The 19270-nt window shown below is 55.6% G+C and carries 21 protein-coding genes and 1 pseudogene; 15 read left to right on the top strand and 7 right to left on the bottom strand.

The window, feature by feature from the left end; translation table 11 throughout:
* Positions 1-19 precede the first annotated feature (19 nt).
* Positions 20-1066, top strand: coding sequence for a DUF2332 domain-containing protein (locus tag DXH95_RS02740; protein ID WP_115547918.1), 1047 nt, complete (start codon positions 20-22; stop codon positions 1064-1066).
* On the opposite strand, the gene DXH95_RS02735 is transcribed toward DXH95_RS02740, so the two are convergent.
* The 3 genes from DXH95_RS02735 to DXH95_RS02725 form a co-directional block, all read right to left on the bottom strand.
* Entirely contained in the window at positions 1035-1958 is a 924-nt protein-coding gene (locus tag DXH95_RS02735; RefSeq protein ID WP_115547917.1) for an alpha/beta fold hydrolase, read from the bottom strand. The genes DXH95_RS02740 and DXH95_RS02735 overlap by 32 nt on opposite strands.
* A 72-nt stretch (positions 1959-2030) precedes the next feature.
* On the bottom strand, positions 2031-2918 hold the full coding sequence (locus tag DXH95_RS02730; protein ID WP_115547916.1) for a pirin family protein: 888 nt from the start codon (positions 2916-2918) through the stop codon (positions 2031-2033).
* Positions 2915-3190, bottom strand: coding sequence for a BolA family protein (locus DXH95_RS02725; RefSeq protein WP_115547915.1), 276 nt, complete (start codon positions 3188-3190; stop codon positions 2915-2917). The genes DXH95_RS02730 and DXH95_RS02725 overlap by 4 nt, the downstream gene beginning before the upstream one ends.
* 45 nt (positions 3191-3235) lie before the next feature.
* Between DXH95_RS02725 and DXH95_RS02720 the strand changes: the two genes are divergently transcribed.
* The 4 genes from DXH95_RS02720 to DXH95_RS02705 all read left to right on the top strand — a co-directional run bounded on the left by DXH95_RS02720 (position 3236) and on the right by DXH95_RS02705 (position 6608).
* The gene (locus DXH95_RS02720) at positions 3236-3844 is read left to right on the top strand and encodes a DnaJ domain-containing protein (RefSeq protein ID WP_239016520.1); all 609 of its coding nucleotides are present in this window, start codon (positions 3236-3238) and stop codon (positions 3842-3844) included.
* 11 nt (positions 3845-3855) lie between these two features.
* On the top strand, positions 3856-4845 hold the full coding sequence (gene cobS, locus DXH95_RS02715) for a cobaltochelatase subunit CobS (protein ID WP_115547914.1): 990 nt from the start codon (positions 3856-3858) through the stop codon (positions 4843-4845).
* Positions 4842-6047 carry an alpha/beta hydrolase gene (locus DXH95_RS02710; protein ID WP_115547913.1) on the top strand — a complete coding sequence of 402 codons (1206 nt, stop codon included), beginning with the start codon at positions 4842-4844 and terminating at the stop codon, positions 6045-6047. Before cobS ends, DXH95_RS02710 begins: the two co-directional genes overlap by 4 nt.
* A gap of 132 nt (positions 6048-6179) precedes the next feature.
* On the top strand, positions 6180-6608 hold the full coding sequence (locus DXH95_RS02705; protein ID WP_239016519.1) for a hypothetical protein: 429 nt from the start codon (positions 6180-6182) through the stop codon (positions 6606-6608).
* Positions 6609-6612: 4 nt separating this feature from the next.
* On the opposite strand, the gene DXH95_RS02700 is transcribed toward DXH95_RS02705, so the two are convergent.
* Together DXH95_RS02700 and DXH95_RS02695 are read right to left on the bottom strand one after the other, a co-directional pair.
* Positions 6613-8706 carry a RelA/SpoT family protein gene (locus tag DXH95_RS02700; protein ID WP_115547912.1) on the bottom strand — a complete coding sequence of 698 codons (2094 nt, stop codon included), beginning with the start codon at positions 8704-8706 and terminating at the stop codon, positions 6613-6615.
* Between the two features lie 223 nt (positions 8707-8929).
* Positions 8930-9283, bottom strand: a complete 354-nt coding sequence (locus DXH95_RS02695) for a CC_3452 family protein (protein WP_147291672.1) — start codon at positions 9281-9283, stop codon at positions 8930-8932.
* A gap of 183 nt (positions 9284-9466) precedes the next feature.
* Here DXH95_RS02695 and DXH95_RS02690 point away from each other — a divergent pair, with 183 nt between their 5' ends.
* From DXH95_RS02690 to DXH95_RS16350, 6 genes and pseudogenes are all read left to right on the top strand, one after another.
* Entirely contained in the window at positions 9467-9985 is a 519-nt protein-coding gene (locus DXH95_RS02690; protein WP_115547910.1) for a winged helix-turn-helix transcriptional regulator, read from the top strand.
* Between the two features lie 207 nt (positions 9986-10192).
* On the top strand, positions 10193-10720 hold the full coding sequence (locus tag DXH95_RS02685) for a CarD family transcriptional regulator (protein WP_115547909.1): 528 nt from the start codon (positions 10193-10195) through the stop codon (positions 10718-10720).
* 161 nt (positions 10721-10881) lie between these two features.
* Complete coding sequence (locus DXH95_RS02680) at positions 10882-11613, top strand: GIN domain-containing protein (RefSeq protein ID WP_115547908.1); 732 nt, start codon at positions 10882-10884, stop codon at positions 11611-11613.
* Positions 11610-12119 (top strand): DUF192 domain-containing protein, encoded by a 510-nt coding sequence (locus DXH95_RS02675; protein ID WP_115547907.1) that lies wholly within the window; start codon positions 11610-11612, stop codon positions 12117-12119. The genes DXH95_RS02680 and DXH95_RS02675 overlap by 4 nt, the downstream gene beginning before the upstream one ends.
* Positions 12120-12178: 59 nt before the next feature.
* A complete protein-coding gene (locus DXH95_RS02670; protein ID WP_115547906.1) occupies positions 12179-12565 on the top strand; it encodes an NADH:ubiquinone oxidoreductase subunit NDUFA12 in 387 nt (128 codons plus the stop codon).
* Positions 12562-12969 (top strand): annotated as a pseudogene (locus DXH95_RS16350) (DUF2155 domain-containing protein); the annotation flags it as partial. The gene DXH95_RS02670 and the pseudogene DXH95_RS16350, both read left to right, overlap by 4 nt.
* Before the next feature lie 35 nt (positions 12970-13004).
* Here DXH95_RS16350 and aat read toward each other — a convergent pair.
* Positions 13005-13733, bottom strand: coding sequence for a leucyl/phenylalanyl-tRNA--protein transferase (gene aat, locus DXH95_RS02660; protein WP_239016518.1), 729 nt, complete (start codon positions 13731-13733; stop codon positions 13005-13007).
* Between the two features lie 269 nt (positions 13734-14002).
* Between aat and purC the strand changes: the two genes are divergently transcribed.
* From purC to purQ, 4 genes are all read left to right on the top strand, one after another.
* Positions 14003-14782, top strand: coding sequence for a phosphoribosylaminoimidazolesuccinocarboxamide synthase (purC, locus tag DXH95_RS02655; RefSeq protein ID WP_115547905.1), 780 nt, complete (start codon positions 14003-14005; stop codon positions 14780-14782).
* A 50-nt stretch (positions 14783-14832) separates the two neighbouring features.
* A complete protein-coding gene (locus tag DXH95_RS02650) occupies positions 14833-17691 on the top strand; it encodes a M16 family metallopeptidase (protein WP_115547904.1) in 2859 nt (952 codons plus the stop codon).
* A gap of 329 nt (positions 17692-18020) precedes the next feature.
* Complete coding sequence (gene purS / locus DXH95_RS02645; RefSeq protein ID WP_115547903.1) at positions 18021-18254, top strand: phosphoribosylformylglycinamidine synthase subunit PurS; 234 nt, start codon at positions 18021-18023, stop codon at positions 18252-18254.
* A gap of 5 nt (positions 18255-18259) precedes the next feature.
* Entirely contained in the window at positions 18260-18925 is a 666-nt protein-coding gene (purQ, locus tag DXH95_RS02640) for a phosphoribosylformylglycinamidine synthase subunit PurQ (RefSeq protein ID WP_115547902.1), read from the top strand.
* Here purQ and DXH95_RS02635 read toward each other — a convergent pair.
* Positions 18878-19270 (bottom strand): hypothetical protein, encoded by a 393-nt coding sequence (locus DXH95_RS02635; RefSeq protein ID WP_115547901.1) that lies wholly within the window; start codon positions 19268-19270, stop codon positions 18878-18880. The two genes, purQ and DXH95_RS02635, sit on opposite strands and share 48 nt — an antisense overlap.

The raw sequence follows: 19270 nt of genomic DNA, 5'->3' as shown, positions 1-19270 counted from the left end.
CAAGGGCAAGGAGTAGTGCATGTCCGAAGCGATACGAAATGCCTTTCATCAGCAAGCGTCCGGATGCCGCGCAATGAACTCGCCGCTGACGGCAGCGATACTTGAGACGCTAGCATATACTCTCAATCACAGCACCCGCACCGGCGCACGGATATTGGACTGGCCCGGCGATCCGATGGCAGACGCGCTGAAACTGCGGATTGCCGGGGGATTGCATGCCGTGGCACGCTCTGAGCAGGACGCAGATCTTACAGCTTTATATCGAACTGGAACCGGTGATTTTGCAACGATTCTCCCGCGTGTTCTGATCGAATGGGATGACTGGCTTTACCCATGGCTCGACAGCCCCCCGCAAACGAACGAAGTCGGACGAAGCGCCGCGTTGATGGCCGGGTTGATGGTCGCGGCACAGCGACTCGATAAGTCGGTCGAACTGCTAGAACTTGGCTCTAGCGCTGGACTTAATCTCAACCTCGACCGCTTCTGCTATAATCTGGGCGGGCTGGAGGCGGGACCTATTGATGCGGCAGTACACATCATGCCCGACTGGACCGGCAATGCCCCCGAAGGCCAATGGCCGCAGATCATCGCACGCAACGGTGTCGACCAGAATCCGCTAGACGTGCGGGACGAAGCTATTGCGGCGCGGTTGCTCGCCTTTTGTTGGCCAGACCAGCACGACCGGCTGGCGCGCCTGGAGGCAGCAATTGAAATCGCACGCGCTTTTCCTCCAGCGGTCGCAGCAGGCGATGCCGCCGACTGGATCGAACATAAATTGGCTGAACCGCAAGCTAAAGGCACCGCACGCATCGTGATGCACAGTGTGTTTTGGCAGTATCTACCCGTGGACACGCAAAAACGGATCGAAACGGCAATATTAAAGGCTGGCAAGACTGCAGCCCCTGATTATCCGCTTGGCTGGCTGTCGTTCGAACCCGATCCGTCGACCATTTCACCTATGCAATTGCGGCTGCGGCTGTGGCCGTCAGGCGGATCACTACACCTGGCCGCCTGCCATCCGCATGGGGCATCGATTAATTGGTTTGGGCGAGAAAAGTCTGCATAGCCGCAATCACGGTTTCGGGCTTTTCCCACGTCACAAAATGTCCGCAATCAGCGATGCGTTCAATGCGGATATCAGGCACCAGTTCTTTTATGCCATCAATATTCGAGGGTACGAGCGCCTTGTCTTCCATCGCCCAGACCAGCAGCGTCGGGATCATCAGTTTCGGGACGCCCACCGCAGCCCATGCGGGCACTTCCACAACTTCCCCAATAGCTGGAACCGAGATGATAGACGCGCGATACCAGTTGAGCATCGCGGTTGCGGCTGCGCGATCTTCCCAGCCCGCCAGCAGCTCTTCATATTCATAGGCATCCATGGCCTCGGGTTTCTGCCAGCCCCACACTTTTTCAAGCAAAGCCAACAAACCACCATTTGCAATAACTGCGTCGCTTGCCGGATCACGAAAAAGGCGGACGTATTGCGCTGACGCCCTTTGGACAGGATCGCTGACCAACAGCCTTTGGTAAACCGCGGGGTGTGGCGCATTGGCGATCATCGCACGCGTCACGCGTCCAGCCCATTGCACATTCAACCCGCCGGGCTGACCATTGAGCGCGACACTCCAAGCAATCGCACCACCCCAGTCGTGGCCTGCAATTGTGAAATCTTCTACATTCAGTGCATCCGCCAAAGCGAAAATATCGGCGGTCAATTTGTCCGCCGTGTAAGCGCTGATATTTATTGGTTTGGACGATCCGCGATAGCCACGCTGATCAGGTGCGATACAGTAATAGTTTTCGGACAACGCAAGTAATTGATGCCGCCAGGTACGGTGCGATTCCGGAAAACCATGCAGGAAAATGATTGCCGGATTTGAAGGGTCACCGATTACACAGCAGTCCAGTTCAACACCTGTCGAAAGATATACACGCCTTAGAGACGATTTTAGCACAATACTCTCCGCAGCCCCGACCTACAAAGAATTGTATTAGCAGGAAAAAGAAAAGCGTATTGTATAAATTTGTCAAATCTCGCTGCGTGTCAGCGGTATTTCCGGAATTGGAATCCACTCTACTTCATCGCCAGACACTTTAGGAAAGCGGCCTGCTTTCCAATCATCTTTCGCCTGATTGATCCGGTCGCGCGAAGAACTGACAAAATTCCACCAGACATGGCGCGGCGTTTTGAACGCTTCCCCACCAAGCAGCATGACACGCGCCTTGCTTCGGGCGCGCAAAGTCATCGGCACACCCGGCTGCAGGATATAGAGGCTGTGCGTTTCCAGTTGCTGCCCATCAAGGCTGGCCTCACCCATTGCAACAAGGATTGCACGCTCGTCCGCCTGTGCGTCTATCAATATGGATGCCCCGGCATTCAGGGCTATGTCGGCATAAATGGTTTCGGCATGCTGCGTCGTCGGTGCCGTGACACCCCACAGGCTGCCCATGATGATCCGCGCCGTTGCGCCTTCACCTTCGATTTGGGGTAACTGCTCCGCCGCGACATGTTCAAAGGCAGGGTCGATTTCTTCCATGCCATCTGGAAGCGCAAGCCATGTCTGCATGCCTGATATCGGCGATCCGCTGACACGCTCAGCAGCAGGTGTGCGTTCCGAATGCACAATACCGCTGCCCGCGGTCATCAGGTTCAAAGCGCCGGGCCTGATCGTCGCATAAGTGCCCAGACTATCACGATGATCAATCGCTCCCTCAAACAGATAGGTTACTGTCGCTAAATTGATGTGCGGATGCGGGCGGACATCCATCCCCTGCCCGATTTCGAAATGCGCCGGACCAAATTGGTCTACAAATATGAATGGTCCTACCATGATCCGCGCTTTGCTGGGCAGCGTCCTGCGTACTTTGAACATGCCCAGATCGTGCGAAGTCGGTTTGACTAAGAGCATATTCATTCTCCCGGGGCGCGAGCCTTGATCGCAAGTGCATGCACTCGTTCGCCCGGCAAATCGCCCAGCGCCTTGTTCACCATTCGCTGGCGCATCACACGGTTTACTCCAGCAAAGGCCGCACTTTCGATCTCGACAATGAAGTGACTTTCTCCTGAGCCATCGTCTCCGCTATGGCCGCGATGTTTGCCGCTATCGTTGACGACTGCGAGATGGGTGGGAGCGAAGGCTGCCATTAGCAGTGCCTCCATTTCTGTTTGGATGGGCCCTTTTGTCATGGCTTCCCTCTTCCCATATCGCGGGTCTTTGGCCAAGGGGAAAGCATGTCCGCACCACGCAACCCAGACAGATTCCATGGCCGTATGCGCGGGTCGCTGCGCGTGTGCCAGCATCCACGTTGCCAGCATCCGGGCGAATTTCGCGCACCTAACCCTTATGGCCGACCGCCAGGACCGAATGGCCCGGGCGACTATCTCTATTTCTGCCTCGATCATGTGCGGGAGTTCAATGCAGGCTATGACTGGTTCGAGGGGCTGACAGCTGAAGAGATCGCGGCGGCGCAAAGCCCGTTAAATGTCTGGCCCAGCGAAACGCGCGCGTTCAAGGCAAATGGCGGCGCTGATTCGCCGCCGCGCTGGGCCGACTTCAATGACCCGCTCGACGCCATTTCCACTCGCTTCAGAAAGCGGATGGAATCTGTTGCTCCGCAACCGCGAAGCGACGGTAAATTCTTGTCGGGCGAGGACCGCAGCGCCTTAAAGACGCTAGGGCTTGGCCAAGATGCGGACCGCAATGCGGTGCGCAGCGCCTATTCTCAGCTAGTGCGCAAATATCATCCCGATAAAAATGGTGGCGACCGGACCCACGAAAAGGCTTTGCAAGACGTGATTGCCGCTTATACGCACCTCAAAACCGCGCCAGCCTTCATCTGACGAGCAAGACCATGACCGACATACCGAACATTCAGCCCGACAGCAGGGCAACCACAATACTTGAGGCACCCGACACCAAGGTGAATGTGCGCGAGATGTTTGGCATTGATGTCGACATGGACTGCCCTGCCTTCAGCGAGGCCGACGAGCGCGTGCCCGATCTTGATCCAGCCTATGTGTTCGACCCCGATACCACTCTCGCGATTCTTGCAGGTTTCGCGTTCAACCGCCGCGTAATGGTGCAGGGCTATCACGGAACTGGCAAATCGACCCATATCGAGCAGGTCGCGGCGCGCCTTAAATGGCCATGCATCCGCATCAATCTGGACGCACATATTAGCCGTATCGACCTTATCGGGCGCGACGCTATCGTGCTGCGCGACGGGGTGCAGGTGACCGAGTTCCGTGAAGGCCTGTTGCCATGGGCGCTACAGACGCCGACCGCTCTCGTTTTTGACGAATATGACGCTGGCCGACCGGACGTGATGTTCGTGATCCAGCGCGTGCTCGAAACCGAGGGCAAACTGACGCTGCTCGACCAGAACCGCGTCATTCGTCCCAATCCCTGGTTCCGCCTGTTCGCCACCGCCAACACGGTCGGACTTGGCGATACCAGCGGGCTGTATCACGGCACGCAGCAGATCAACCAGGGCCAGATGGACCGGTGGAACATCGTCGTTGGACTTAACTATCTGCCTGCACAGGTCGAGAGCGAAATCGTTCTCGCAAAGGCAGGGGGAGATGCCGCGCAGATTGCCAATATGGTCAAGGTCGCCGATCTGACTCGCCAGGGATTTATCAACGGCGATATCTCGACCGTGATGAGCCCGCGTACGGTGATCACTTGGGCGCAGAATGCAGCGATCTTCAAGGATGTCGGCTTTGCCTTCCGCTTGTCGTTCCTCAACAAGTGCGACGATGCGGAACGGGCTCTGGTGGCCGAATATTACCAGCGGGTTTTCGGAAAAGACCTGCCGGAAAGCGTCGCCAGCAAGACATGATACGCCTTTTCATCACGCTGCCGCTGCTTTTATTGCTGGGAGCGTGCGGAGCGGCGGTCGAATATGGCGGTATCCGGCATAGCGAACTTGCCTCGCACCCGGACTGCAATCCGGTGCAGACCACGCCAGCAACGACAGACGGTAAAGACTATTTCATCGTCACTAGCCGCCTCCCCGATTGCCGGGCTGGCGCAATCAAGCTGACAAACCACAGGTCGGACAAGGTAAGGTTTGGCCGATTTGCGCCTCCGGTGAAGCTTAAGCCAGCAAAGGGCAAAGCGCGCACTATCGTGCCTACCGCATTCCAACCGGAGCAAGAATGGTGGTCCGGATTGCGCGACGCAGCCAATCTTCGTCAGGGACGCGTGCTCCTATACGTCCATGGATATCGTGAAACGGTCGATTCAAGCAGCAAAGACACCGCACAAATTGCGGCGCTGACCAATTTCGATGGTCCAGTCATTCAATATAGCTGGCCATCGCAGGGGCGTCTTCTCAGCTATGCTGTCGATGAAACCAATATGTATTGGGACGAACGCAACTTCCGCCATTTCCTTCAGAAACTGGCAACCCAGGATTGGGTGAAAGAAATTGTAATCGTGTCGCACTCGCTTGGCGCAAGGCTTGTCATACCTGCAGTTGAATATGTCGACAGCAACTCGTCAAATGCAGATTCGAGCAATATTTCAAACATCATCCTTGCTGCGCCGGATGTCGACCGACAGGATTTTGAACGCGATATCATTGAAGAGGTTCTCTCTGCGCGTAGGGTGAACAACGACCGCAGAATTACCGTCTATGCGTCGATCAAGGATAAAGCGCTGGCGCTGTCGCGTTCGTTGCATGGATATCCGCGGCTTGGCTCGCCCTATTGCTTCGATCCCTTTGAAGCTGCGGACTTGAAAGCAAAAGGCCTGCCGGAACGCTGCTATGCCGCCAAAGGCCGGTATACGGAGGAGCCGTCCAAAAGTGGCTTTACGATCGTCGACACCAGCGATGTCAGTCGGGGGCAAAGCGGCCATAGCGATTTTCTGCGCAGCGCAGCGGCATGTAAGGATTTCGTCGCAACTATAAATGGCCAGCGCGATAACGTTCCAGGACGCAGTGCAACGCACCTTCCCTATGTCTTCCGCCTGATGTCCGCTGGAAAGAAATCCGAACAGGAGGATACCAGCGCTTGCAAGTGGGTGTCGCTACCCTAATCGGTTCGTCCCGCCCTGCACTCCCCTTACCCCTTAGCTGCATGGACCGTTCATTTTGGCGACAGCAAGTGCCGGCATTAGTCGGCAAAGGGGAATTAGGGAGTCGCAACATGGGGGCTGATGGAGTCGCACATGACCATGTTCCGTGCCGGGCACAACAAACCACGCCCGAGGTTAAGAGAGCCGTTAAAACTTGATGAACCGCACAGTTCGATTCGCAAGATTGGATTGGGCTTTCTCTTGGCATCAGTAGCCATTGCCGCTGCATTTCTCGCTACAAGAAGCGCTTCGGCGCATCCGGGTCACAGCAACCATGCAGATATTCTCGATGCGCCGATTGCTGGCGTCCGCAACAATTATTGGTACGACTATAGGTCCGATGTCGAAGAAGCGGAAAGCGAGTTGCGAAAGGATCTGCGCCGGGCAAAGTCACGGCAGGACAAACGTGAGGCCTGGGCCGAATATAATCGCGAACTGCGAGATGCCCGATCCGATTATCGCAAGGAGATGATCGAGAAAGGCTATATCTTGCGCCGCGGTGTCGTCACCGTCGAAGGCTAAGGCGTCAGCCAAAGAGGCGGTCGGCCTGCGCCACCGCCTCTGACGCACGGAGCGCGGACAAGATTCGCATCAAATGCTGCAAATCATGCACCTCAAGGTCAACCTCAAAGGTGTGGAAGCTGGCGTCGCGCGACGTCATCCGCAAGTTGATGATATTGGCTTTGTGGAAGCCAAATATCCCTGCCATTTCGGCCAGCATTCCGGGGCGGTTGTGGATGATGACGCGCAAACGCGCCGAGCCGCCATCGCTGCCCTGTCCCCAACTGAGGTCCACCCAATCGGCATCCTCGCCGCCAACCAACCGTTCGCAGTGGATGGTGTGTACTTCTACCGGTTGCCCCGGATGACGCAATCCGACAATCCGGTCCCCCGGCACGGGATGGCAACATTCGCCAAGCTGGAACGCAACACCGGGGGTCAGCCCACGGATTGATATCGCACGTTCCTGCGAGGGCCATTCGATTTCCGCAGCGTCGCCTCCAAATCCGGGAACGAGCGCTTCCATAACTTTGCGGTCGGCCAACTTACCGCTGCCCATTGCGAGCATCAGTTCGTCTTCATTCTCGATTTGCAGACGCACGAGCGCAGCCTTGATCGCTTTTGCCCCAATTTTTCCGGGCAAGCGCGAACAAATATCTTCGAATAGCTGCCGACCAATCTGCATCAATTCTTCGCGCTCTCGCAAACGTACGTGACGGCGTATCGCTGCGCGAGCCTTTCCGGTGGCGACATAGTTCAGCCAGCTCGGTTCCGGTTGATGTGCCTTGCTTGTTAGAATTTCGACCATGTCGCCATTGTTGAGCAGCGTCCGTAACGGCACATGCCGCCCGTTGACCTTCGCCCCGACCGCACGATCGCCCAGATCGGTGTGCACAGCATAGGCAAAATCAACTGGCGTCGAGCCTTTGGGAAGCTGATGCAACGCTCCCTTCGGCGTAAACGCGAATATCCGGTCCTGATACATCGCCATGCGGGTGTTTTCGAGCAGCTCTTCGGGATCATGACTGGTTTCGAGGATTTCGATCAAGTCGCGGAGCCACCCTGCCTGCCCGTCGGGCGCGTCATCCTGTTTATACGCCCAATGTGCCGCGAGACCATATTCCGCCGCGCGGTGCATCTCCTGACTGCGGATCTGCACCTCTACCCGCATATTCTGCGCAAACATCACCGTAGTATGGATCGAACGATATCCGTTGCGCTTGGGGGTCGAAATGAAGTCTTTGAAACGTCCCGGGACCATCTGCCACCGGCGGTGAAGCGCGCCAAGAGCCCGATAACAGCTTTCAGAGTCGTCGACGATGACCCGAAAGGCATTGATATCACTGAGTTGCTCGAACGCGACATGCCGTTCCTGCATCTTTTTCCAGATTGAATAAGGATGCTTTTCGCGGCCTGAAACCTTGGCCTTGATACCGGCACGTTCCATTGTGCTGGCAATTGACTGGCTGATTTCCTCGATCAGTTTATCGCCATTTTCCCGGATTTGCGCGAGCCGGGTAGTTATTGTCTTGTACGCATCAGGCTCCAGCTGCTCGAATGCGAGCAACTGCATTTCGTGCATGAATTCATACATGCCGATCCGCTCCGCCAGCGGGGCATAGATATCCATTGTTTCCCTGGCGATACGACGACGCTTGTCGGGGCTGCGGATGAAATGCAGCGTACGCATATTATGCAGACGGTCCGCCAGCTTGACCAAAAGAACCCGGATGTCATCGGATATGGCAAGCAGAAATTTGCGCAGATTTTCGGCGGCGCGCTCATCCTCGGTCTGCGCCTCAATCTTCGACAATTTGGTCACACCATCGACGAGACGGGCAACTTCAGGGCCAAATTTGTTTTCAATGTCTTCGATTGTAGTCAGCGTATCTTCGACCGTATCGTGCAGCAGAGCGGTGATGATGGTGTCTTCGTCCATCTTCAGCTCGGTCATCAGGCCAGCGACTTCAACCGGGTGACTGAAATAGGGATCACCGCTAGCGCGCTTTTGCGTGCCGTGCATCTGGACGGTGAACACATATGCACGGTTGAGCCGATCTTCATCGACGTCCGGGTCATAGGCGCGAACCCGTTCAACCAATTCATATTGCCGCATCATTATGCTTCAAAATGTGCCTTTCCTGCTGCGTTGCAACAGGAAAATTCCGATTAGGGCAATTTAGGCAATAAAAAGCGCCGGTCCCGTGTGCTGCACAAGGGGGAGAGGAGGCAGCAGACGCGATCCGGCGCAGTTTGTTTCGGCCTCAGAATGATGCGATGGGGTGGCCAGTCGCGTCATTCACGGTGTGTGAGAGCGGCCGAACTGCTCTCAAAACTGTTGATCAATCCTTTGCGAGGATAACCTTCTTTTTCTGGTTGCAAGTTGCGATATCGCCGGCTTCCAGAACGCGGTCACCTGCGCTGAAGCTGGTGACTTCGCCAAATTCCTTGGCAACGCTAGCGCACACATTGCGCGGAGCCGAGCTTGTCAGCGGCGCGCGGCAGGTGGTGCCTTCGCACTGGAACACAACACCGCGAACGACAGCCTTTTTGGCTTCAACCGGCTGCGACAGTTCGACCGAATAATAACGGCTCGAAGCTGCGTGGGCCTGCGGTGCGGCAAAGAGGAGAACAGCGCTGGTGGCAATGGCACCAGCAAGCGCGCCCATACGGGCAGAAGTGGAGGAGAGGGTCATTGTATAATCCTTTTCACTGGACCTTGTTTTGCCGGAAGTCGTTCCCATTTATGTGGGTACCACCTCTACCGACAGCCCCTGGAAAACCAGTTGCGAATCACTACCTAATGTTTTAGGTTTTAAGTTGCAACTGAAAATGTATATTCGTCTGGTCTTTTTTTCCGGACGCGGTAGGACAAGTCCATGGGCAAGTTGAGAGAGCCATTAAGCGAAATTGCAAGCTGCGGGTTGCCAGCCGCACTTGAATCCATCGGCGAGCGCTGGTCATTCATGATATTGCGGGCAGCGTTTAACGGCGTGTGCCATTTTGAGGAATTCTTGTCCGAAATCGGAATAGCCCGAAATATTCTTGCCAATCGCCTTACCCGGTTGACCGAGGCAGGTATTCTGCATCGCACCCCTTGCCCGGATGACCGGCGCCGGGTGGAATATCGACTGACTACAAAAGGTCTGGATTTCCTGCCGACCATGATTGCTTTGCGTCAATGGGGTGAGCGTTGGGCGACGGGCGTCCCTTCCAATCCGGTTTTGTGCGACGAACGTGACCATTTGCCGATTCTGCCAGTTTCCATTCACGGTCACGATGGACGGGTGTTGAGCCATCTTGATCTGTGCTGGATCGAAGCTGCAGATGTTGCAACAAGTGCAGTGCCACATGACGCAGAAGATCGCGGAACGGTTAGAAAATTGGGCTCCGCATAAGCGCTCAGTTGCATGATGCAATGCAACATTGAAATTTTATTGCGAATCTGTTAAGGTCCAAAAAAATGAGAGCAGGATTGCACCGCTTTCAAGGACGAATAGACTAGAAAGATCACATCAGCAGGCGCCCAGCCAACTACATCGGGAAACAATGCCAATTGGCATTTTCCGGCGGCGCTTGACGTATTTCAGAAAGGGTCCGAATTTATGGCGTCTACCGCAGTTTTGTTCGATGTTGGCGACTATGTCGTCTATCCCAAGCATGGCGTAGGCCGTGTGATCGAACTGCAGAACCAGGAAATCGCTGGTATGCAACTTGAACTCTATGTCTTGCGTTTCGAAAAAGAAAAAATGACGTTGCGCGTGCCAGTCAACAAGGCCGAAAGCGTTGGCATGCGCAAATTGTCTTCCGACAAGACTTTGAAGGAAGCAATGGAAACGCTGAAAGGTAAGCCCCGCGTGAAGCGCACTATGTGGTCGCGCCGTGCGCAGGAATATGAAGCGAAGATCAATTCGGGCGATCTGGTTTCAATTGCCGAGGTGACCCGCGATCTTTTCCGTCCCGAAGACCAACCCGAGCAAAGCTATTCGGAACGGCAGATTTTCGAAGCGGCTTCCAGCCGACTTGCACGCGAACTGGCTGCCATGGAAAAGACCGACGAACCTGCAGCGCTCAAGAAAATCCTTGATGTGCTGAAAGAGTCGGCACCGCAATGGTATGAAAAGGCTGAATAAGGCGGTTCTTAAAGTCTATTGAAAAAGGGGCGCCCATTGTGGCGCCCCTTTTTCTTTGCTCACCGAACCTGTTCCTTCATGAAAGCCGTTTGACCGGATTCCATGGAAGCGTCATAAGTCTGGCCAAGACTTCCCATTCCGTTTTGTCAGGACAATCACCAATGCCGCTTTCGTCAAAACGTGTCGCGTTGACCCTAGGCTCGCTGATTATTGTCACTCCAACCGCCACTCAAGCAGCCGAAAAGACTTTTCTGATTGGCAGCTTTGACGAGTTGCTGGTCGAAGGCGATATCAGGGTGGTTCTCGACAACAGCAAGGCGCCCTCGGCCAAAGCAAAGGGCGACCGAGATTTGATTGAAGCGGTCAAAATCGATCGTAACGGCCTGACCGTTCGAGTGCGCATTCAGGATTATGAAGGCAATGCCCGCCGCAAGCCTGCCAACGAACCTTTGGTCATTACGCTCGGCGGACGCGGTGTGACAAAGGTCTCGGTCAACGGCAGTGCGGCATTGTCGATAAACCAGATGCGCAACGCCGGCGGGACAACCACAATCAAACTCTCTGGCCCTGGATCAATCTCTGTCGGCAAAATCGAATCCGATCGCTTGGCCGTCAATCTCGCGGGAACAGGCAGTGTGACTATTGATGGAGGCAGCGTTCGCGCTGGCCAGTTCAGCATCGATGGCACCGGCAGCCTGACCGCGCCGCTGCTTTCAATGCAACAAGCAAAGCTGTCGCAATCCGGCAATGCGACGTCACATTTGCAGGCTCAGCAGCAGGTGGATATCAGCAACAGCGGTTCTGGGCTTATCAAAGTTGATGGCAAAGCGACCTGCTTCATTCGGCAGCCAGGATCCGCTAAAATTCAATGTGGAAAGACAGCCCAGCCATGACCAGCAGGTTTCTCACATCTTTGGCTACCGCTTTGCTGCTGACAAGTTGCAGCGGCGTGGCCAGCGGCGGAGCGTCGGTCAAGCCTGGCACATGTGTCGCGGGCGCCAAAATTTCTCAAAGCGAAGCCGGGCTGGAGCAGACAAGCCTTTGCATCATAAGCGAGGCCAAGACACACGCCTTCACCGTCGAAATTGCAAGCACACCGCCGCAACAGGCAAAAGGATTGATGTTCCGTACCGAATTGGCGGACGATCGCGGGATGGTCTTTCCCTTTGGCGAAAAACGCATGGCGAGTTTCTGGATGAAAAACACTGTAATCCCGCTCGACATCATTTTCATCCGAGAAGATGGACGGATCGAAAATATTGCGGCCAACACCATCCCATACTCCACCATCCCGGTCGAATCGACTGGACCGGTCACTGCGGTCCTTGAGCTGCGCGGCGGGCTCTCGGCTGAACGCGGGATAAAGCCGGGTGACAAGGTCAGCTGGACGTCTGAATAAGCCTGCAATAACCTGATTTTTGATTGCGCCACAGCCCGCGAGGGCTTAAGCGGCAGCGCATGGGAATATTGGCAAAAATCTTCACCTGGTGGGATGGTGCAACCATCGGAACAGCGCTTTACAGCGCGCGCAATGGCAGGCTCGTCGGCGAAGACCAGCAAGGCAACCGTTATTACCAGTCACGCGAAGGTGCGCGGCGCTGGGTCATTTACAATGGTGCAAACGATGCGAGCCGGGTTGATCCTGATTGGCATGGCTGGCTGCACGGCACTTTCGAAGGCGAACCGGAAAGTTACCTTCCGCCAAAGCGCAGCTTTGAAATTGAAGCCAGCGTCAACCCCACTGGCAGCCGTGCCGCCTATCGTCCACAAGGCGCAATTGAAAAAGGCGGACACCGAGCAGCAGCCACCGGCGATTATGAGGCCTGGAGCCCCGACGCGGCATGAGCCGATATTTTGCTGCCCTCTCTCTGTCCGCTGCGCTGATATTGACAGGCTGCAACAGCAGCGAGCCGCAAGCCGAACCAAAGGCCAAGGCAAAAACGACGGCCAGCGCTGACAAGCCGGCGGCACCTTCGGGCGAACAACCCGGGACGCCCATGGCCGAGCGCGTGGCGGTTATCGGTTTGCTCAACAAACGCAACGGGCAAACCCGCGATTTCGAAGTGAAACCGGGAGAATCGGTTCGCTTTGGAAAGGTCGTCATTCGGGTCCGCGCGTGTGAAAAAACCGCCCCATGGGAAACCTATCAGGATCAAGGCGCGTTTGTGCAGTTAATCGTCCGTCAGCGTCCCGCCGGCACCAATGACGCCGAGCGCTGGGCGCAGATATTCTCGGGCTGGCTTTTCAAGGAGAACCCGTCAGCCAACATCGTGCAGCACGCCATTTATGACGTCTGGGTCAAGGAATGCAGGATGAGCTTCCCGGGAGAAGAAGCCCCTGCCGAAGAAGCGGAATCGGGTGATGAAGCGCCTAGCAAGTCATCGAGTACGCCCCAGTCGCCCAGCGCGGCTCCCGCCGCTGCCGCTGCTGCCGCAGAAGAATCGGCTGATTCGGGCGAAGGCGAGGCTACGCAGGATATCTGAGACGCTTTAGCCCGCCCCAAAGCGACATCGAGCAGTTCGAGATAGTGCTGCTGAGTGATTTCAATAGCGCCCAACGACCGAAGGTGGTCGGTCATGAATTGGCAATCGAGCAAAGTGAACCCGCCCGCCCGCAGCCTTGCCACCAGCCAGACCAGCGCGACTTTCGACGCATCAGTTGCACGCGAAAACATGCTTTCGCCAAAAAAGGCACGCCCCATCGACAAACCGTAAAGTCCGCCAACCAGTTCTCCATCGCACCAACATTCAACGCTGTGCGCCATGCCGCGATCGGCAAGTTCTAGAAAAGCCTTTTCGATATCCGAATTAATCCAGGTCTCTTTCCGGTCAGGCGTTGCTTCCGCGCATTTCAAAATGACGTCGGCAAAGGCGCAATCGGTCGTAACGCGAAAGCGGTCCTGCCGGATGACTTTGGCAAGTGATGATGAGAGGTGAAGCCCCTCGAGTGGCAGAATCGCTCGCTGCTGCGGTTCGATCCAAAATGATTCATCATCATCGCGCGAATCCGCCATCGGGAAAATCCCGTGCGCATAGGCTTGCAATAAAAGGTTGAGGTCTATCGGCACCGAAGCAGCGCTGCTTTCTCTGGTATATTCAATAGTTTCGGAAAAGGGCCTGATGGAAGGGCAACGGGTTGGCAACGCATGATATCCTCCTAACATGAATTGCGTCATCCGCCATGCTGCGATATAAGCTTTCGAACACCCCGGCGACCCGCCTCGCTTGCGAGGCACGTTGTTGCCGGGGTGATTTATTTCCGTCTCGTCGACAGGACACGCCAATGACTCGCCGCCGCAAAATTTATGAGGGCAAAGCCAAGATCCTTTACGAAGGTCCAGAGCCCGGTACGCTTATCCAATATTTCAAGGATGACGCCACCGCCTTCAATGCCCAGAAAAAGGGTACGATCAGCGGCAAAGGCGTGATCAACAACCGCGTTTCCGAGCATGTCTTTTCGCGCCTTGCGCATATCGGCATTCCAACGCACTTCATTCGCCGTCTGAACATGCGCGAGCAGTTGATCCGGCAGGTCGAGATCGTTCCGATCGAAGTCATCGTTCGCAATGTTGCCGCCGGCACCTTGTCGAAGCGGCTGGGGATAGAAGAAGGCACGCCCCTGCCCCACACGCTGCTCGAATATTGCTACAAGGACGACAGTCTTGGTGACCCGCTGGTTGCCGAAGAGCATATCGCCTGCTTCGGCTGGGCCAGCCAGGAGGAGATGCAGGACATCTCCTCAATGGCGATCCGCATCAATGATTTCATGTGCGGTATGTTTGCTGCAATCGGTATCCGTCTGATCGATTTCAAGTTGGAATTCGGTCGCCTGTATGACGGTGATTTCAGCCGCATCATTTTGGCGGACGAAATCAGCCCGGATGGCTGCCGCTTGTGGGACATCGAAACCGGTGAAAAGCTCGACAAGGACCGGTTCCGCCGCGATCTGGGCGGGGAAGCCGAAGCCTATCAGGAAGTCGCACGTCGTCTTGGCCTGATGCCCGAGGAAGGCGAAGGGGCAGTTCTTGATATGGTCACTCACCGCCTGCGAAAGGGCAAATGATTTCGATCAACGACAGTTGCCATTGACGCCAAAGCGGCGATAACGGGCGCATGGGGAAAAGCAGTTTTGGTATCGCATTTGCGCTGATTTTTGCGCTTCCGGTTTCTGTTCAGGCGAAAAGCCCTGAAGTCGCAGGCGTGACGCGGACCGCGCCGTGGAATAGCGAGACAAGCGACCTCGAAGCCGATCCGCGCATCATTTATGGCGTACTGCCAAATGGCTTGCGCTATGCCATTCGGCGCAACGAGCGTCCGCAAAATCAGGTCCTGATCCGTATGACACTCGACTTTGGCTCCGCAGCCGAGGCTGACGACGAGCAAGGTCTGGCACATTTCATCGAACATATGGCGTTTAATGGCAGCACCAATGTTCCCGAGGGTGAAATGGTGCGAATGCTGGAACGGCTGGGGCTTTCATTTGGCGCAGATACCAACGCATCAACGGGCTACACCCGCACCCAGTACAAGCTCGACCTGCCCAAAGCGGACCCCGCATTAATCCGGCAATCCCTTTTCCTGATGCGCGAAACCGCCAGCGAAATACTGTTTTCCGCAGATGCGGTTGATCGGGAACGCGGTGTCGTCATTGCGGAAATGCGCGATAGGGAAAACTTCAATTTTCAGCGGAACAGGGCGGCAAACAACCTGCTCTATCCGGGAAGTTTTTATGCAACGCGCTATCCCATCGGAAAATTGGACGTGCTGCAAAATACCGGTGCGGAGAAAATGAAGGCATTGTACCGTCATTGGTATGTCCCTGATCGCACCAAGATTGTGATCGTCGGCCCCGTCGATCCGGTTGAAATGGAGCGCGAGTTGGTCCGCCAATTTGGATCGTGGCAAGGAAGCGGAAAGGCACTGGGGGAGATCGACCGTTGCAGCTTTGACAATGAACGGCCGGCGGGCGCGGATATTTTCGTACATCCGGAAACGTCGGAAGCACTCAACATCGAACAAATCATCGCCGACCAGAAACGCCCCGACACCTTTAATCGCGCGATACTGGATCTGCGCATGCGGATTGCGGGATCGATCCTATCCGATCGCATCAACCGAAAACAGCGGAAGGAAGACATTCCGCTTCTAGGCACCGGCCTCGCTTTTGCTGCCGGCTTTTGCGACCAGCATGCCCGTGTCGGACTATCGGTTTCGGGGAAGGATGGCAGCTGGAAGACCGTGCTACCCATAGCAGAGCAACTGGTTAGGCAAGCCGTTGAATATGGTTTTAACGATCAGGAAATCGCCGAACAGTTACGCCACTTCGACGCCGCATTTGCGAATGCCGTTGCCAGTGAAGCCACAACCGGTAGCGGCACCTTTGCAGCTGAATTGTCGAATCTCGACGACGACATTGTCACCGCTGCCGACTATCGGCTACGGCTTTGGAAGCAGTTGCGTCCCTTTATGACGGCGGATCAGGTCTCACGCGAGTTCGCCAAATGGTACAGTCAGTTGGAACGCCCGCAGATTTTCCTGTCGACGCGCGATGCTGGCGGCGCAAAAGCCACAGATCTGCTCAGGGCGTTCGAACAAAGCCGCGCGACTGCCGTTTCGCCGCCCGCAACCCGCGTCGATGTTGAATGGAGCTATACCGACTTCGGCATTCCCGGCTCGGTTGTTGAAGACAAGCGCATCGACGACCTTGGCATTCGCACAGTCCGCTTCGCCAATGGCGTAATGCTCAACCTGAAGCGCACCGATTTCGAGAAAGACCGCATCCGCTGGTCAATGCGAATTGATGGTGGGAGGCTATCTTTTGCCCCGGACCAGCAATCCTTGGCGATGCTGATGGACGGAGCCTATGTCGGCGGTGGCCTAGGAAAATATGATATTGATGACCTTCGATCGGTTCTTTCAGGCTCAACGGCGACCGCTGCCTTTTCAACTGCAACCGACTATTTCGGTGGCCAGGGCAGCATTGTTGGCAAGGATCTGGACAAGCAATTGCAGCTGTTGGCAGCGTTGATTACTGACCCGGGCTATCGCGACGAAGCCGTGCGGTTGTTCAAAAAACCGCTGCCCGAATTTTATCGCCGGCTCGATGCGACGCCGGGCGCGGCGCTTTCATTCGGCCAAGCGCGGGTCATGACGGATAATGATCCCCGCTTCGTATTGCCGCCGCTGGAAAAATTGGAGGCGGCTGACTTTGCTGGCTTGAAGTTGGCGCTCGGCGACAAACTAGGCGCCGGGCAGATCGAAATCGGGCTGGTTGGAGATCTTGATGAACAAGCCGCAATCGAAGCGGTTGCGCGCACTTTCGGTGCGCTGCCACAGCGCAGGAGCAACCGCGAAGACTATACAGCAGCGCGTGCAAGCCGGTTTGCCGAAGCCTATGGGGTCCACACGTTGCTGCATCGCGGAGAAGCCAACCAACTGGCATGGCGCCGGGTATGGCCGACAACCGACGACGGCGATTTCCGGTTGGAGCAGACCTTATCATTGCTGGCCGACATTTTGCAAATTCGCCTGCTCGATGAGTTGCGCGAAAATCTGGGTGCAACCTATGGTGCGTCGACCAGTTCCGATATGTCGGATGTCTACAAGGGTCGCGGCATGTTCAGCATCTCCACAAATGGGGATGTGAAAGACCTTGAAAAGATTGAGTCGTCGGTCGATGCCGTGATCGACGAAATCCTCTCCACCCCTGTATCGCACGACCTTTTCGAGCGCGCGCGCAAGCCGACGCTGGAGAAATTTGCCGATTGGCGAAAGCGGAACCCGACCTGGATCGGCATCGTCGACGAAGCACAGACCGCCCCTGACCGGCTACAAAGATTCCGGGAGAATGAAAGCCAGTTCCGCACAATTACATCGACGGATGTGTGGGAAGTCGCGAAGCGCTATTTGGTAAAGGACAGAAGTTATACGTTCAGGGTCATACCGAAAGCGGCGGATTCGACGGGAGATTGAGATCAACCCTTTGTTTTATAGCCGCACAAGACACCCAGAACGAAAGAAAGAAATAGCCCCAGTTGCACTTCGTGAAGCGTGTGTTCGCTCCAACCGAATATGGCATTACCAAATCCGAACACACTCACAAAAATTGCAGTAGCCAAACCGACCATTTTGCAACCTCCGAACCACACCCGACGGGTCTGTGAATCGAACGAAGCTAAATACTGGGTGGTAAGAACAGGGTTGATAAACAAGATTGGCGCAAATTAACCCTATCCTACCCCTTGTGTCAGAAACTTCGGCGACTATAGGGACGCTGTAACGCTCCCATCAAGGCAACACACATGAAAACCCGAGTCTTCGTCACCCTGAAAAATGGCGTTTTGGACCCTCAGGGAAAAGCTATTCACCACGCGCTTGAAGGTTTGGGATTTAAAGGTGTCAACGATGTGCGCGCGGGACGATTGATCGAAATAGACCATGAGCCCGGCCTTTCCCAAACCGAGCTTGAGGATATGTGCCGCAAATTGCTGGCCAATATGGTGATCGAAAATTTCGAGATTGAACAGAAAGGCTGAACGCTATGCGCGCAGCAGTCATCCAGTTCCCGGGTTCCAATTGCGATCGTGACATGGCCGTTGCCATCAGCGAGGTTACCGGAGCGCAAACATCATTGGTCTGGCACCGCGAAACCGAGCTGCCTGCCAATCTGGATCTGATCGCGGTACCGGGCGGCTTTTCCTATGGCGACTATTTGCGCTCTGGCGCGATGGCTGCGCGCTCGCCAGTGATGCAGGCAGTTATCGCCGCGGCGGGACGCGGGGTTCCCGTTCTGGGCGTTTGCAACGGCTTTCAGATACTGACCGAAGCGGGTTTGTTGCCGGGTGCTTTGATGCGCAATGCAGGCATCCGTTTTGTTTGCCGCGAAGTGAAACTCACAGTTGAAAACAGCCAGTCGATCTTTACCAGCCGCTATCAGGAGGGTGAGGAAATTACGATCCCTGTGGCGCATCATGACGGAAATTATTTCGCCGATAAAGCAACGCTCGACCGAATTGAAGGCGAAGGCCAGGTGGCATTTCGCTATGCCGAAAAGGTCAATGGTTCCGCACGCAATATCGCTGGAATCCTCAATGACGCCGGCAACGTACTCGGCATGATGCCCCACCCCGAACGGATGATCGAGGCGGTTCAGGGCGGATCAGACGGGCGGCGGCTCTTCGAAGGGCTGATCCGCGAGATCGCCTGATAACGGCGTGTGGGCTTTAGACTTGGGCTGCAACCAGCGCCCGACCAGCAATAAGACCGACGGCCAGAACATCGTGTTCCAGATATCGTGCCAATGTGCGGCATCAGGCTGCAGTGCATTTGCGGCGCCTTCCGCTTTCATATCGATCCATTCGACCGTGCAAGCCATAGCGAGCACCGCTAACCAGGCCAAGACCCAGCCCCCTCGCCAGCGCCAAAGCAGCCGCATCGTGAGAAACAACGCCATCCCAGCATAAATATGCAGTGCATCCTTGGCGAGGCCGGTTGCATCAAGCGCAACCATTTTGAACTGCTGGAAATCCAGCGGGGTATAACCGAAAAACAT

It is taken from the genome of Sphingorhabdus pulchriflava, from assembly GCF_003367235.1.
Lineage (GTDB): Bacteria > Pseudomonadota > Alphaproteobacteria > Sphingomonadales > Sphingomonadaceae > Sphingorhabdus_B > Sphingorhabdus_B pulchriflava.
Note: the sequence above shows the minus strand (reverse complement) of the source record. Positions and strands in the feature narration are given on the sequence as shown.

Coding starts and splice junctions, on each gene's coding strand:
- DXH95_RS02740 (WP_115547918.1), top strand. CDS start 20: ATGTCCGAAGCGATACGAAATGCCTTTCATCAGCAAGCGTCCGGATGC.
- DXH95_RS02730 (WP_115547916.1), bottom strand. CDS start 2,918: ATGAATATGCTCTTAGTCAAACCGACTTCGCACGATCTGGGCATGTTC.
- DXH95_RS02725 (WP_115547915.1), bottom strand. CDS start 3,190: ATGACAAAAGGGCCCATCCAAACAGAAATGGAGGCACTGCTAATGGCA.
- DXH95_RS02720 (WP_239016520.1), top strand. CDS start 3,236: ATGTCCGCACCACGCAACCCAGACAGATTCCATGGCCGTATGCGCGGG.
- cobS (WP_115547914.1), top strand. CDS start 3,856: ATGACCGACATACCGAACATTCAGCCCGACAGCAGGGCAACCACAATA.
- DXH95_RS02710 (WP_115547913.1), top strand. CDS start 4,842: ATGATACGCCTTTTCATCACGCTGCCGCTGCTTTTATTGCTGGGAGCG.
- DXH95_RS02705 (WP_239016519.1), top strand. CDS start 6,180: ATGACCATGTTCCGTGCCGGGCACAACAAACCACGCCCGAGGTTAAGA.
- DXH95_RS02700 (WP_115547912.1), bottom strand. CDS start 8,706: ATGATGCGGCAATATGAATTGGTTGAACGGGTTCGCGCCTATGACCCG.
- DXH95_RS02695 (WP_147291672.1), bottom strand. CDS start 9,283: ATGACCCTCTCCTCCACTTCTGCCCGTATGGGCGCGCTTGCTGGTGCC.
- DXH95_RS02690 (WP_115547910.1), top strand. CDS start 9,467: ATGGGCAAGTTGAGAGAGCCATTAAGCGAAATTGCAAGCTGCGGGTTG.
- DXH95_RS02685 (WP_115547909.1), top strand. CDS start 10,193: ATGGCGTCTACCGCAGTTTTGTTCGATGTTGGCGACTATGTCGTCTAT.
- DXH95_RS02680 (WP_115547908.1), top strand. CDS start 10,882: ATGCCGCTTTCGTCAAAACGTGTCGCGTTGACCCTAGGCTCGCTGATT.
- DXH95_RS02675 (WP_115547907.1), top strand. CDS start 11,610: ATGACCAGCAGGTTTCTCACATCTTTGGCTACCGCTTTGCTGCTGACA.
- DXH95_RS02670 (WP_115547906.1), top strand. CDS start 12,179: ATGGGAATATTGGCAAAAATCTTCACCTGGTGGGATGGTGCAACCATC.
- aat (WP_239016518.1), bottom strand. CDS start 13,733: ATGGCGGATTCGCGCGATGATGATGAATCATTTTGGATCGAACCGCAG.
- purC (WP_115547905.1), top strand. CDS start 14,003: ATGACTCGCCGCCGCAAAATTTATGAGGGCAAAGCCAAGATCCTTTAC.
- DXH95_RS02650 (WP_115547904.1), top strand. CDS start 14,833: ATGGGGAAAAGCAGTTTTGGTATCGCATTTGCGCTGATTTTTGCGCTT.
- purS (WP_115547903.1), top strand. CDS start 18,021: ATGAAAACCCGAGTCTTCGTCACCCTGAAAAATGGCGTTTTGGACCCT.
- purQ (WP_115547902.1), top strand. CDS start 18,260: ATGCGCGCAGCAGTCATCCAGTTCCCGGGTTCCAATTGCGATCGTGAC.
- DXH95_RS02635 (WP_115547901.1), bottom strand. CDS start 19,270: ATGTTTTTCGGTTATACCCCGCTGGATTTCCAGCAGTTCAAAATGGTT.